At 44.5% G+C, this 14,154-nt stretch carries 14 protein-coding genes and 1 pseudogene; 13 read left to right on the top strand and 2 right to left on the bottom strand.

The genetic code is table 11. The features are described from left to right. The first annotated feature begins 33 nt into the window (after nt 1–33). The 5 genes from rbsK to HGO97_RS03610 all read left to right on the top strand — a co-directional run bounded on the left by rbsK (nt 34) and on the right by HGO97_RS03610 (nt 4,928). Nucleotides 34–924, top strand: coding sequence for a ribokinase (rbsK, locus tag HGO97_RS03630; RefSeq protein ID WP_216239536.1), 891 nt, complete (start codon nt 34–36; stop codon nt 922–924). Between the two features lie 118 nt (nt 925–1,042). Then, a complete protein-coding gene (gene rbsD, locus HGO97_RS03625; RefSeq protein WP_216239534.1) occupies nt 1,043–1,450 on the top strand; it encodes a D-ribose pyranase in 408 nt (135 codons plus the stop codon). A gap of 111 nt (nt 1,451–1,561) precedes the next feature. Further along, nucleotides 1,562–3,049, top strand: coding sequence for a sugar ABC transporter ATP-binding protein (locus HGO97_RS03620; RefSeq protein ID WP_216239521.1), 1,488 nt, complete (start codon nt 1,562–1,564; stop codon nt 3,047–3,049). Further along, nucleotides 3,049–3,987: an ABC transporter permease gene (locus HGO97_RS03615; RefSeq protein ID WP_216239519.1), complete on the top strand. Its 939-nt coding sequence runs from the start codon at nt 3,049–3,051 to the stop codon at nt 3,985–3,987. Before HGO97_RS03620 ends, HGO97_RS03615 begins: the two co-directional genes overlap by 1 nt. A 20-nt stretch (nt 3,988–4,007) precedes the next feature. Beyond that, on the top strand, nt 4,008–4,928 hold the full coding sequence (locus HGO97_RS03610; protein WP_216239515.1) for a D-ribose ABC transporter substrate-binding protein: 921 nt from the start codon (nt 4,008–4,010) through the stop codon (nt 4,926–4,928). Nucleotides 4,929–4,982: 54 nt separating this feature from the next. Here HGO97_RS03610 and HGO97_RS03605 read toward each other — a convergent pair whose 3' ends face one another. After that, on the bottom strand, nt 4,983–5,879 hold the full coding sequence (locus HGO97_RS03605; protein ID WP_216239512.1) for a LysR family transcriptional regulator: 897 nt from the start codon (nt 5,877–5,879) through the stop codon (nt 4,983–4,985). Between the two features lie 133 nt (nt 5,880–6,012). On the opposite strand from HGO97_RS03605, the gene HGO97_RS03600 reads away from it, so the two are divergent. From HGO97_RS03600 to HGO97_RS24370, 4 genes and pseudogenes are all read left to right on the top strand, one after another. Further along, nucleotides 6,013–6,288, top strand: a complete 276-nt coding sequence (locus tag HGO97_RS03600; protein ID WP_246597305.1) for a hypothetical protein — start codon at nt 6,013–6,015, stop codon at nt 6,286–6,288. Nucleotides 6,289–6,308: 20 nt separating this feature from the next. Further along, a complete protein-coding gene (locus HGO97_RS03595) occupies nt 6,309–7,487 on the top strand; it encodes a DUF3737 family protein (protein ID WP_216239510.1) in 1,179 nt (392 codons plus the stop codon). Between the two features lie 227 nt (nt 7,488–7,714). Then, nucleotides 7,715–7,834 (top strand): hypothetical protein, encoded by a 120-nt coding sequence (locus tag HGO97_RS03590; protein WP_246597297.1) that lies wholly within the window; start codon nt 7,715–7,717, stop codon nt 7,832–7,834. 98 nt (nt 7,835–7,932) lie between these two features. Continuing rightward, nucleotides 7,933–8,485 (top strand): annotated as a pseudogene (locus HGO97_RS24370) (carboxymuconolactone decarboxylase family protein); the annotation flags it as partial. Here HGO97_RS24370 and HGO97_RS03580 read toward each other — a convergent pair. Continuing rightward, complete coding sequence (locus HGO97_RS03580; protein ID WP_216239507.1) at nt 8,473–9,762, bottom strand: dihydroorotase; 1,290 nt, start codon at nt 9,760–9,762, stop codon at nt 8,473–8,475. The pseudogene HGO97_RS24370 and the gene HGO97_RS03580 sit on opposite strands and share 13 nt — an antisense overlap. A 362-nt stretch (nt 9,763–10,124) precedes the next feature. Between HGO97_RS03580 and HGO97_RS03575 the strand changes: the two genes are divergently transcribed. The 4 genes from HGO97_RS03575 (at nt 10,125) to HGO97_RS03560 (ending at nt 14,055) form a co-directional block, all read left to right on the top strand. Next, nucleotides 10,125–10,757, top strand: coding sequence for a GntR family transcriptional regulator (locus HGO97_RS03575; protein ID WP_216239505.1), 633 nt, complete (start codon nt 10,125–10,127; stop codon nt 10,755–10,757). Nucleotides 10,758–10,887: 130 nt separating this feature from the next. Then, a complete protein-coding gene (locus HGO97_RS03570; protein ID WP_216239503.1) occupies nt 10,888–11,796 on the top strand; it encodes a beta/alpha barrel domain-containing protein in 909 nt (302 codons plus the stop codon). Nucleotides 11,797–11,919: 123 nt separating this feature from the next. Next, nucleotides 11,920–12,882, top strand: a complete 963-nt coding sequence (gene iolN, locus HGO97_RS03565) for a 3-dehydro-scyllo-inosose hydrolase (RefSeq protein ID WP_216239502.1) — start codon at nt 11,920–11,922, stop codon at nt 12,880–12,882. Nucleotides 12,883–13,011: 129 nt separating this feature from the next. Beyond that, nucleotides 13,012–14,055 (top strand): zinc-dependent alcohol dehydrogenase, encoded by a 1,044-nt coding sequence (locus tag HGO97_RS03560; RefSeq protein WP_216239500.1) that lies wholly within the window; start codon nt 13,012–13,014, stop codon nt 14,053–14,055. The last annotated feature ends 99 nt before the right edge of the window (nt 14,056–14,154 follow it).

Here is a 14,154-nt window from a genome sequence, read left to right as displayed (position 1 = left end):
AAGCCTAAGTAACATAAGCAGGAGGTAATAAAGATGAAGATTTCAGTGGTAGGCAGCATCAACATGGATATGACAGTAAAAGCGGAAAGGATTCCGCTCAAGGGGGAGACGCTCAAGGGGGAGGACTTAAAGTATATCCCGGGTGGCAAGGGAGCGAACCAGGCGGTAGCGATGGCAAAGCTGGGCGCAGATGTGGAAATGTTCGGATGTGTCGGTGATGACGGTGCAGGAAAGGAACTACTCAAGAATCTGGAGGACATGGGTGTTAAGACTGGAAACATCCGCACAGTGGAAGGGGTTCCGACAGGAATAGCATTGATTACAGTAGGCGAGAACGACAACACGATTATCGTGGTAGCCGGGGCAAATGACTGTGTAGACAAGGCTTATGTGGACAGTATTAAAGATGAGCTGCTTCAATCAGAGGTAGTTGTTCTCCAGCATGAAATTCCACAGGAGACAAATGAGTATGTTATTCGTCTTTGTCATGAAAATGGTGTGAAGGTGGTTTTAAATCCAGGGCCGGCCAGACCTGTGAAGCAGGAAATCGTAGAACTGGTGACATATCTGACGCCGAATGAGCATGAGGCCAAGATTATTTTTGGCGACGAGATACAGACAGAGGAGCTTTTGAAGAGATATCCAGAAAAGCTTTTGATTACGCAGGGCTCTAAAGGAGTGAGCATGTGTCTGGCAGGAGGGGAAGTCCTTTTAGTTCCAGCTCGTAAAGCAGCAGTGGTAGATACAACAGGCGCCGGAGATACATTGAACGGGGCATTTACAGTACAGATTGCAAAAGGGGAAAGCGTAAGAGAAGCATTGAGATTCGGCAACGTTGCAGCCAGTCTTTCTACAGAAAAATTCGGAGCACAGGGCGGTATGCCGACGTTTGAAGAAGTAATGGCAGAATTAGAAAAATGTTAATATGGAAGCATTCATGTCACTAAGGCTTAAATAAGTAAACACAAGCCGTCAGGATGTATTTGGAAGCTAAGACCCGAGACCGGGCCTAAGTTACAAAAGAAAGGAAGGAGGAAAAGTGATGAAAAAATCAGGAATTTTAAACGCAGATATTTCCAGAGTGCTTTCTTACATGGGGCACACAGACACAATTGCAATCGGAGACTGCGGCCTGCCGATTCCAGAGGAGACAGAGCGCATAGACCTGGCTCTTGTGAAGGGGACCCCTTCATTCATGGAGGTGTTAAGGGCTGTGGCAGCAGACATGAAGATTGAGAAGATTGTTCTGGCAGAGGAAATCAAGGAAAAGAACCCGACGGTTCTGAATGAGATCATGGAGTTGTCTACTGGTTTTGAAACCGGTTTCAAAATCGAATATGTTCCGCACGATGAGTTAAAGCAGAGAACAAAAGCTTGTAAAGCCGTAATCAGATCAGGAGAGACGACACCATATGCGAACATTATCCTGCAGTCGGCCTGCCTGTTCTAGTACAGTGTAAAGTAAAAATGGCTGCATTTAAGTAGGATGATTAAAAAATGCAGGCACATAATGCAGGAACAGTAAGGAAGGAATCTGTATTGCAGATCAGGAGGAATTAATATGCAGATAGAAATGAGAGGAATTGACAAAGCCTTCGGGACCAACCAGGTCCTGAAAGATGCAGGATTTGTGCTCGGTGACGGGGAAGTCCATGCGCTGATGGGCGAAAATGGTGCCGGAAAATCCACCTTGATGAAGATTTTGACCGGTGTATACACCAAAGATGCCGGGACAGTGATTGTGGATGGAAAAGAGGTACATTATAAGAATCCTCAGGAGGCAGAAAAGGACGGGATTGTATTCATCCACCAGGAACTGAACGTGCTTTTTGACCTGACAGTGGAGGAAAATTTGTTCATGGGGAAAGAAATCAAGGGGAAATTCGGACTCTGTGATTCTAAGGCAATGAAGAAAAAAGCAGAAGAGGCACTGAATAGACTTGGTGTTTCTATTTCCCCATCAGAAACGATGTCCAATCTTTCTGTGGGACAACAGCAGATGATTGAAATCTGCAAGGCACTGATGGTCGATGCCAAGGTCATCATCATGGATGAGCCGACAGCAGCCTTGACACAGAGTGAGACAGCAGTACTCTTCGAAGTAATCGAGGGACTTAGAAAATCAGGCGTGTCAATTGTGTACATATCCCATCGTATGGAAGAAATTTTTGAATTATGTGATCGGATTTCTGTTTTAAGAGATGGAACTTATGTGGGAACAAAGAACATCCCTGATACCAACATGAACGAAATCGTAAAGATGATGATTGGACGTGAGATTGGGGAGCGTTATCCATCCAGAGACTGTGAAATTAAGGAAGAGGTATTGGCTGTGGAAGGTCTGACCAAGACAGGCGTTTTTGAGAATGTAAGCTTTTCTGTCCGTGCCGGGGAGGTCCTTGGCGTATCAGGCTTGATGGGAGCTGGACGAACAGAAATCATGCAGGCGATTTTCGGAAATCTGCCTTATGAGAGCGGAAAGGTTAAGATCGAGGGCAAGGAGGTTCAGATAAAATCTCCAATGCAGGCAATGAAACAGGGAATCGGATTTATCACGGAGGACAGAAAGACGGAAGGTCTGATGTTGGAAGAAAGTATTCAAAAGAACATCGCACTTGCCAATTTGGGGAAGGTTTCCGATAAAAATATCTTTTTAAAGAAGAAAAAGGAAGAAGACCTGGTCAGCAAAGCAATCGAGGAGCTGCACATCAAATGTTTTGGTCCAGACCATGAATGCAACAATTTAAGCGGTGGTAACCAGCAGAAGGTCGTATTTGCAAAATGGATCTACACAGATCCGAAAATCCTGATTCTGGATGAGCCGACCAGAGGTGTGGATATTGGAGCGAAGAAGGAAATCTACACGATCATTAATAAACTGGCAGCAAACGGTGTGGCAATCATCATGGTTTCCTCCGAACTGCCGGAGGTCCTGGGGATGAGTGACAGGATCATGGTAGTACGCGAGGGGCTGGTCCGTGGGATTATCAGTAAAGAGGAAGCAAATCAGGAAAATGTTATGACGTTAGCAACGGGAGGAACAATCTAATGAAAGAGAAAAATAAAATTTTAAACTATGCCCAGGATCTGGGTGCGTTGATTGCATTGATTCTGCTTGTAATCGGAATCAGTTGTGTAAGCCCTGAGTTCAGAACATGGAACAACTTTTTATCCTTGCTGCGTCAGTCATCCATCAACGGACTGATTGCATTTGGTATGACCTGTGTTATCCTGACGGATGCGATCGACCTGTCAGTCGGTTCTGTTCTGGCCCTGTCAACAGCACTTTGTGCAGGAATGATCGTAAATGGCGTGCCGGTTGGTCTGGCAATGCTCCTTGCACTTGTGATCGGTGTGCTGCTCGGATGTGTGAGTGGTGTGCTTGTTACAAAAGGAAGACTTCAGCCATTTATCGCAACTCTGATCACCATGACAGTTTACCGTGGACTGACCATGATTTTTACAAATGGAAAACCAATTTCCAACCTTGGTGACAGCTTTACCTTGAAAGTAGTAGGAAAAGGAAACTTTTATCATATCCCGATTCCGGTCATCCTGCTTCTGCTCATTTTTATCGGATTTTATATCCTTTTACAGAAAACTACATTTGGCCGTGCAATCTATGCAACAGGAAGCAACGCAAAATGTGCAAAGCTTGCCGGAATCAATATTCATAAGACAAAAATCATTGCTTATGCAATCTCTGGTTTCATGGCAGCACTCTCCGGTCTGATTCTTCTCTCCAGACTCGGTTCCGCACAGCCCACACTGGGAGATGGATATGAGCTGGATGCCATCGCAGCAGTTGCGCTGGGCGGAACAAGTATGAGCGGTGGACGTGGTAAAATCTATGGAACACTGGTCGGCGTGCTGATCATTGCAGTATTAAATAACGGACTGAATATCTTAGGTGTTTCTTCATATTATCAGGACGTAATCAAAGGTCTGGTTATCCTTGTGGCAGTATTGTCAGACCGCAAGCGATAGGAAAGGGAAAGGTGAAAGCAATGAAATTGAAAAAATTAGTAGTATCAGTATTGGCGTGTGCAGTATTGTTTACAGCGACAGGCTGTAATGCGATCACAATCGATGGAGAAGATAATACAGGAGCCTCCAATGAAGGCAGCGGTGCAATCGGATTTTCCGTATCTACCTTGAACAACCCGTTCTTCGTATCCCTTTCTGACGGCGCCAAAGCGACCGCAGCAGAGAAGGATGTAGATCTGATCGTGGTCGATGCCGGAGATGATGCGGCGAAACAGACAAGTGACATTGAAGACTTGATTTCCAGAAATGTCAGTGTTCTGATCGTCAACCCAGTAGACTCTGATGCAGTTGGCCCGGTTGTCAAAGATGCACTGTCAAAAGGAATCAAAGTTATTTCCGTTGACCGTGTGGTGAATGGAGCAGACGTGGACTGCCAGATTGCATCTGATAATGTGGAAGGTGCAAGAATGGCTACTGAATACTTAAAAGAACTGGTCGGAGACGGTGCAAAAGTTGCTGAGATTCAGGGCGTTCCGGGAGCATCCGCAACCATCGACCGTGGAGAAGGATTCCATCTGGTAGCAGATAAAGACTTCGATGTTGTCGCAAGTCAGTCAGCCAACTTCAACCGTGCAGAAGGCATGAATGTCATGGAGAACATCCTGCAGTCCGATGGAGCGATCAAGGGCGTTTTCGCTCACAATGATGAGATGGCATTAGGAGCAGTCGAGGCAATCTCTGCATCAGGAAAAGACATCAAAGTCGTTGGATTCGATGCCACAGACGACGCCGTTGCTGCCGTAAAGGCCGGCAAGATGGCTGCGACTGTAGCACAGAAGCCGGAACTGATGGGAGAGACCGCAGTCCTGACAGCTCTTAAGATGATTCAGGGCGAAAGCGTGGAGAAATCCATACCGGTAGAAGTAGAGTTAATCAAATAATAAAAGAGAAAACGGTGAGGACAATTTGGAGTGAAAATTGTACCTCACCGTTTTTTAGATAGGATGTTCTTGATGCTCCTTCATCGTCAGCATAAATTTCTCCGCTGCCTTGGAAAATACCTGATATTTTTTCCATATAATATACAATTCTGCTTCCACCTTTGGCATGAGTGGACGGAAGCAAAGCTTACTGTTTTCTGTAATATTTATGATTTTATCAAGACCGATGGCATAGCCCAGTCCCTCCTCCACCAGTAGGGAGGCATTGAAAAGCAGATTATAGGTAGCAATGATATTCAGTTTTGACAAATCATGTTTCAGCCATGCGCTGAGTTCTGTATCCTGATTTTTCTGATGTGAAATGATTAAAGGTTTATCCCATAAATCTTCAGGAGTTATAGAATTTTTTTTGGCAAGTTCAGAGTCGCAGCGCATCAATACACCCCAGGTATCTTTGGCAGGCATTTTCAGAGAGTTATATTTTTCAGCGGATGTATTTCCAAATATGATGCCGAAGTCAATGAGTCCTTTATCTAGTTGTTCCATAACGAATTTTGCATTACCACTGGAAATATGATAGTGAATTCCCGGATATGCGTTCTGCAGTTCTTTTGCTGTTTTAGCAAGCAGTCTGAAAGCATCGGTTTCTCCGGTTCCGATGTAAACATCACCTATAATGATGCTGTCTGAAAGGGTGATTTCTTTTTCTGTTTTTTCTACCAGGTCTAAAATTTCTTCGGCCCGTTTTTTTAGAATCATACCTTCCTCAGTCAGAGTGATTTTTCTTGAACCTTTTGTTCCCCTGATTAAAAGTTGTTTGCCAAGTTCTTCTTCCATGTTCCGAATCTGTGTGGAGATGGTTGGCTGTGAGAGATGTAGAGATTCTGCTGCCCTGATGATACTCTGTTCTCTGGCAACTGTCAGAAAATAGTTCAGTACCCGCAGTTCCATGTGATAACCTCCTTATTTTAATTTTCTTTTAGTATATCCCAAATATGACTAGGTTTCAACTATAGATAGTAATATGATATAAGTATTTGTTAATTAAAAGCTTGGGATTTATAATGAGATGAAAGACAGGAAAATGAAAAAAGAGAGGTCAGAAGGGATGGAGCTGGAGAAAACGGTACATTACGGTTCAAGGGAAGCAGTAATCCAGAATTTGAAGGATGCCGGATGTACGCCGGAAATGATGGAGTGTATCATGAGTCATCTGGATGAGGATGATATGGGAGAATTGCTGAAACTGTTGGAACATCACAGAAGCTGTCTTCTGGGCATGGTACATGAGAGAGAAAAGCAGATTGACTGTCTGGATTATTTTGTTTATCAGATTAAGCGGAATAAGGAGCAGAAATAAAAAAGAGAGGACAGATGATTATGAATATAATAGAAAATCAGAATTTTGATGAGGAAAGAGCACTATATGGAAGTACAGAACTGTTGGTAAAAAAATGTTCATTTGACGGCCCAGCAGATGGAGAAAGTGCATTGAAAGAGTGTCATGGGATGGAGGTGGAAGATTGTTTTTTTAATCTTCGTTATCCATTCTGGCACAATAGCGGATTGAAAATTCGAGGCTGTGAAATGACAGAACTTTGCAGAGCTTCTTTATGGTATTCAGAACATGTTGAAATCACAGATACAAAAATGCACGGGATCAAAGCACTTCGTGAATGCAGAGATGTTGTAATGGAAAATTGTGATATTATCTCCCCGGAATTCGGCTGGTCAGTAAATGGTATTCAGATGATACACAGTACCGCTCAGAGTGAGTATTTTATGATGCGTGCTGCAGACTTGTATTTTTCGGACGTGCAGTTCAAAGGGAAATATTCATTTCAGTACATAAAGAATGCTGTTTTTGAGAACTGTGTGTTGGATACAAAAGATGCTTTCTGGCATTCTGAAAATGTGACTGTAAAGAACAGCATAGTGAAAGGCGAATATCTGGCGTGGTATTCAGATGGTCTGACGCTTATCAATTGCAAGATCAGCGGTACGCAGCCATTATGTTACTGCAAAAATCTGACATTGATTCACTGTGAAATGGTGGATACAGATCTTTGTTTTGAAAGATCAGAGGTTCAGGCAATCCTTACATCTTCTGTGGACAGTATTAAAAATCCTCTTTCAGGATGGATACAGGTTCCGGAAGTGGGAGAAATCATTATGGATGTTGCAGAGGCAAAGGGTAAAGTCATGATAAGTGATGTTGATGCTCAGACAGAGGAATTTCAAAAGACTGTTTCTGAGAACAAGGAATTTGTCAAAGAGTTTATTCGAAATAAAATTCCGCAGATGCAGGCGGCATCATTTTATGATACCTGCTTTTTAAGATTGGATTTTGTACGAATGATAGGAAGTGGAATGGAAGTAGCAGAATATATTAAGGAAAAAACAGGATTGTATCTTTCCTATGGAAAACAAAATGGACGGGTAGAAAAAGAGTTTTTACGGATCAACACTGCTTGTTCACGCTCTGTTTTGGAAGATAATCTTCATCAACTGAAGGAGGGAATAACAGCGTATGAGAAATTCTGTGCAGAGCGTTGTTAAAATTACAAAAGGCAACCAGGAATCGGATGGACAGACATCCCTGTTATTGAAACTGAAACAAAGCAGGAGCAGAGTAATGAGGAAGCGAATTCGGAATTGCCTGCAACAGAGGAGGATGAAGTGATGAAAATGAAAGTAACATCAAAAGAATATAAGGTTATATATGAGTTGAATCAGAGTCAGGCGGCAAAGGAATTGTTTATTATTCTCCGTGGGCAGATGTTGTGATGTTTTATAATCACTTTGGTCAGGGAAGCAGTTTGTATGAGCTTGGAGAAGTGGTCAGTGGGAAAGAAGATATAGAAAAGCTGAATGGGACTATTACGGTTACAGCTTATCAGGAATAGGAGGATTCAGATAAAATAAATCAAAAAAGTAAAAAGTATTTATCGGAGAAAGCCTATAAACTGGGTAAAAACTTAAATTGAAAGTAAGGAGGATCACAATGTCAGAAAAAATCGTACAGACTGCAGGGAGAGATCAGTTAGGGGAATTTGCGCCACTATTTGCACATTTCAATGATGACATCTTATTTGGTGAGGAATGGAACAGCCAGTCCATCAATCTGAAAACAAGATCTATTATCACTGTAGTAGCTCTGGTGTCATCGGGAATTACAGACTCGTCACTGATTTACCATTTGCAAAACTCAAAGGCACATGGTGTGACAAAAGAAGAAATCGCAGATATTTTCACCCACATTGCCTTTTATGTAGGATGGCCAAAGGGATGGGCGGCATTTAAGCTAGCGAAAGACGTATGGAATGAGAAAGAGGAAGAATGTGACCTTTGAGCCGGGATGCCGTAACAACTGGCATATTCATCAGGAAGACAAAGGCGGCGGGCAGATTCTGGTCTATGTAGGCGGACGGGGCTATTATCAGGAATGGGAGAAAGCGCCTGTGGAGATGAAGCCGGGTGACTGCATCAATATTCCTGTGGGAATGAAGCATTGGCATGGTGCGGCACCGGACAGCTGGTTTGCTCATCTGACCCTTTTGCAGATTTCTCCTCCACAAATGGTATACATTACTTTCCCACATACTTTCCGTCCATGAAATGGTGTATTGCGCCCCATGCTTGCAAAGGTTTCACTGTCAATCACATATTCTGCTTCCGGATCGATGATCGTGATATCCGCATCTTTCCCCACAGCGAGATTCCCTTTCTCAATTCCCAGGATCTTTGCAGGGTTCCAGCTCATTTTTTCAGCCATCTGCAGTGGTGTGAGATATCCTGGACGGACAAGTTCACTGATGGTCAGAGACACGGAGGTCTCCAGACCGACGATGCCGAAGGCAGCGGATGCGATATCAGATGTTTTTTCATGGGCAGCATGTGGGGCGTGGTCTGAGGAAATGACATCGATTGTTCCGTCTTTCAATCCTTCAATCAAAGCATTCACATCTTTTCGGGAACGCAGCGGCGGTGCCATCTTATAATTGGAATTTCCGGGGATAATGTCTTCATCGGTCAGGGTAAAGTGATGAGGGCAGACTTCTGCTGTAACAGATAGCCCATCCTGTTTTGCAGCACGGATGATCTTCATGGAATCCTCGGTGGAGCAGTGGCAGATGTGCAGCCTGGCACCCGTCTCTTTGGCAAGCAGGATATCTCTGGCTATGATAATGTCCTCCACAGCATTTGTAATACCTTCCACATTCAGCCTCTTAGATACCGCCCCCTGATTAAGGGCTCCTTTTCCCTTCAGAGAAGCATCTTCGCAGTGATCCAGTACGGGCATATCAAGAGACGCAGCCTGATAGAGTGCCTTACGGAAAAGAGAGGCATCCATGACTGTCTTACCGTCTTCGCTTAAAGCAGGCGCTCCGGCCTTTTTCAATTCGGCGGCATCGGTCAATTCCTTTCCTTTCATCCCTTTTGTGACAGAGGCAGCCTGTAATACCTGAATCGGGGAACAACTTTCTGCGTGTTCATATACAGCCGATAATTTTTCTGCATCATCAATCACCGGAGAGGTATTGGCCATTGCCAAAATTGTGGTAAAACCGCCCATTGCGGCAGCTTTTGTCCCTGTTTCCATGGTTTCCTTATAAGTAAGGCCGGGGTCCCGCAGGTGGACATGCATGTCGATCAGGCCCGGCATGACGTAACAGCCGGAAGCATCGATGATCTGGTCGGCATCGGCGGTTTGATCTGACGATAGCTCTTTACCAATCTGTTTTATATAAGAATCCTCAGTCAGGATATCCAGTATTTCATCTGTCTTTGTGGCGGGATTTAAGACGCGTCCATTTTTGATCCATATTTTCATTGCATGAAGTTCCTTTCCAATAAATGATAGTGTATTAAAGTTCCATCCACACCGCTGCCGTCGACCGAAGCAGTTACTACTGCGTCTCATTTCCTGGCCTTGCAGGCTGGAAATTTATTCTGTGTGAAACATAAAGGCATTTAGTATGGCTTATGTCAGTACACTAGCATACAGTTTTTTTAGAAGCAATAATTGTTATGAAAAAGACGGAGAATATCAGGGTTATCTCTCCAATTTTGTTAATAATGCATAAAAATATTAAAAGACATTTGTAAGTTTTGCAGGATTTACAAATCAAGATATAGGTGATATGATTGATGCATCACAAGAAATCAACTAAACAGATAAAGGAAGTTTATTAGATGTCTACATTAAAGGATCAGGCTTATGAGAGCCTGAAAGAACAGATTATGGATGCCGAGCCGGGGACAGTCTTCAGTGTCCGCAAGAGTGCCAAGGATCTGGGTTTGAGTTACACTCCTGTAAGAGAGGCGCTTGTCAAGCTGCAGAATGAAGGACTTTTGGAGGTTTCCTCCAGTGCAGGCTTCTCGGTCCCTAAGATCGATATGAAGACAATACAGAATATCAGCCAGAGCAGGCAGTGTGTGGAGCAGTTCGTACTGCCGAAGATTATCGATCAGATTGAGGAAGATGATATCCTGGTACTGAGGTCTCTTATTGTAAAGCAGAAGAGGGCGATGGAGAAGAAAGATATTTCGGCTTATACAGAGGTAGATGCACAGTTCCACATCTACCTGATCGATTTGTTAAGGAACAAGCAGCTCTCTGATTTTTACAGAAGCGTGCGCAGCCAGTACCGGGTAGGTTCCCGCAAGATCGTGAAGGAACACAGCAGCCTGCCGATTGAAGAGCACGAGAAGTTTTTGAAACTGGTAGAAGAGAAAAAGTATGAAGAGGCACTGGAATGTATGTATCAGCATACGAGTGCTGCCGTCGAGAGAATGAAAGACGGATATGTTCAGATTGGGATGTAAACCATCTGAACATATTTTTAAAACAAAGTGATGCATCACATAATATCAAAAGAATCATAAAACATCAATTCAACCACGTGATATCACATAGAGAGATGGAAAGCAACAAGGACAGGGAGGAGAAGAAGACATGAATTTACCCAAAAAAGTAACCCTCTGCGAGGTCGTTACCAGAGATGGATTCCAGACAGCCCCGGAGATCTACCCGGTGGAAGAGAAGGTGCGTATCATCGAGGAAGTCGTGGATGCCGGATGCAGAAGCATCGAAGTAGGAGCATTTTCCACTTATGAGACTATGTACAAAATGAAGGATACCGACAAAGTATTCGAAAAGCTTCATAAGAAAGAAGGCGTGGAGTACAGAGGTCTCGTATATCTTCCGGACGATGTCAGAAGAGCGGCGGCATGCGGATGCCAGAAGATCAAGCTGAATGTTTCCGCGAGCATGGAACATAACAAAGCAGGGGCTGGACGTTCCCCAATGGAGTCCATGAAGACCTTTGCCGAATCAGGACAGATCGCCAGAGACAACAAGATGGGGTTCGCAGGATCGATTTCACTACCGTTCGCATCCCAGTGGGAGGGTGTGATTCCCTTTGATTTCATCAAGGAAATCGTAAAAGCATTTCAGGATGCAGGCGCCACGCAGATCTCTCTTTCTGATTCCGCAGGACTTGGCACACCAAAGCTTGTGTATGAAAGAACAATGGCCCTTAGAGATGCATTTCCAGACATGGACTGGATGCTTCATATGCACAATACAAGAGGCATGGGGCTTGCCAATGTGGTGGCCGCGATGGAAGCAGGGATCGACAAGATCGATACATCGCTTGCAGGACTTGGCGGATGCCCTTACATAAAAGGAGCAACAGGTAACATTTCCACAGAGGACGTCCTGTTCATGCTGGATTCCATGGGCGTTGAGACTGGAATGAATTTTGAAAAAATTATGGATGCAGGAGCCAAAATCGTAAAATTGGTACATGGCGAAGGTACAGACAGCTATCAGCAGCGATTGAGGGCACTGGCCGGGAAATAAGCAGCAAAAGAATCAGATATAAAGAGATATACAGCTTTACCTACAAATTCAGAAATAGTGGACCAGATCCATTATTCATAAAAAGAAAAAATGAAAAAGTGTTTTTACAAGGAGGATTTAAAAATGGCAGAATGGAGTTTCCCAAATGAAGGACAGATGGAGTCCGCAAAGAAGATGTATTATCAGACAATGACAAAGAGAGATGTTGAGCAGAGACTGGAAAAGGACGATGTCATCATCATTCCGGTTGGTTCCACAGAAAATCACGGAAATTCAGGCCCGATCGGAGAGGATACATTTATTGTTTCCCGTATCGCTGAGATGGTAGCAGAAAAAGTCGGCTGTACAGTGGCAGAGCCTGTATGGTATGGTTCCCATCCATTCCACCACATCGGCCAGCCATGCACGATTCCGCTTCCGGACGATGTGTTTATGGCATATCTGCGTGCAATTATCACTGGATTCTGGAACACAGGATTCCGCAAGATGATCTTCATCAGCATGCACGGTCAGGAATATTCCCTTCCTGTGGCTATCCAGGAATGGGGCAAAAAATATCAGGTTCCTGCTATGATTTATTTTGTAGATCTTCCACGTGTGATGGCACAGACCTTGATGGACAAAGAGCACGGCGGACCTTTCAACAGACCGTTCCAGCATGCATGTGAGGCAGAGCAGAGCATTTCCCTTGCACTGTTCCCGGAATACTGTGACATGGAACATGCAGAAGACACAGATGTGCACGGAATCCTGCCGGCAGGACACGTTGATCGCGGCGGAGATATTTACGGCAACCCAATTCCAGGGCACTGTGTAGTCGGAAATGCAGGAATCGAGTGTGTGACCGCTCCTCAGGGCGTTCTTGGACACGCAACAGAAGCTGATCCTGCAAAAGCAAAAGCCTGCATTGAAAAAGTATGTGATTACCTTGTAAAACTTCATCACGATATCCTTGAGGCATGCCCGGTCGGAACCCTTCCGGATGCAAAATACATGAGCCAGAGAGACCCGGAAGAGATCGAAAAGCTGCTCAAAGGACCTACAAAGGGCGGAAAACATATTTATACAATCGCCTGGCCTTGCTAAGAGCCTTAACAGAGCGGCCTGAACATTCATGATACGAAAAGCCCGGATGAAATCTGTCAGGTACATGAATGTTCAGGCAGACTCTCAACCAGACAATATTATATTTAAAAATAGAAGGAGATCAGGAAAATGGGAGAGACAATGAAGGCATTAGTTTATCAGGGTCCCGGAGTGTTAGAACTGGAAGAACGCAGCATCCCGATGCCTAAGGATAGGGAAGTACAGATCAAGATCAATACGGTATCCATCTGTGGATCAGACCTGGGGGCATACCGTTTCGCATCAGACCGTTTCGCACCGCCGCTGGTACTGGGACATGAATTCTCAGGGGACATCACCATGGTGGGAGAAAACGTGAAGGATCTGAAAGTGGGACAGAAGGTGACCGTCAATCCGATGGTACTGTGCAACGACTGCTTTTTCTGTAGACGCGGCGAGGGAAACCTGTGCGGAAACAGAAAGAGTATGGGAACTGCAATCGGCGGAACGCAGACAGACGGAGCTATGAGAGAATATGTGACTGTTCCTGACTGGATGGTCGTTCCGGTAGGGGACAATGTTTCCTACGAAGCAGCGGCGATGCTGGAGCCGTGCGGCGTCACACTGGCGTGTGCGAAAAAAGGCATGACAGAGGATGAAAAGAGTGTGGTACTGATCGGAGCCGGTCCAATTGGTCTTTTGATCGTAAAATTCTTAAAGGCTCTGGGCGTCGAAAAGGTCATTGTTTCCGATATTCTGGATACCAGACTGAAGAAGGCAAAAGAGGTCGGAGCAGATGAGGTCATCAACGCGAAAGAAGAGGATGTCGTAGCAAGAGTAAAAGAACTGACTGATTCCTACGGAGCAGACAGAGTCATCATCGCGGCAGGAGTAGGTTCCTCCATCAACCAGTCCTTTGAGCTGGTCAGAAACGGCGGAACAATCGTACTGGTAGCACTGATGCATGAAAAAGTAGAAATCGATCCGATGGAAATCGTAGGCCGTGGGCTGAAATTTCTCGGAAGCTATATGTTCACAAGCGAGATGAAAGAGGCAGCACAGATGCTTGCCGATAACAGGCTGAATGTGGAGGACCTCATCACATCTACCTACCCGCTGGAAAGAGGAAAAGAAGCATTCGATGTCCTGAACGATCCGCAGAACACAGAGATCAAGGTTCAGATTAAATTATAGGCAGAGAAAATTAGAAGCAGCCATCAGCATTTAATGGTATATCATGCTGTCAGGACAGCAGCAGGTCAGTCAGTAAAAGAAGCTTTAAATTAAGCTGTA

This window comes from Faecalicatena faecalis, from assembly GCF_012524165.2.
Lineage (GTDB): Bacteria > Bacillota > Clostridia > Lachnospirales > Lachnospiraceae > Faecalicatena_A > Faecalicatena_A faecalis.
This window is presented reverse-complemented; position numbering and strand designations above follow the sequence as displayed.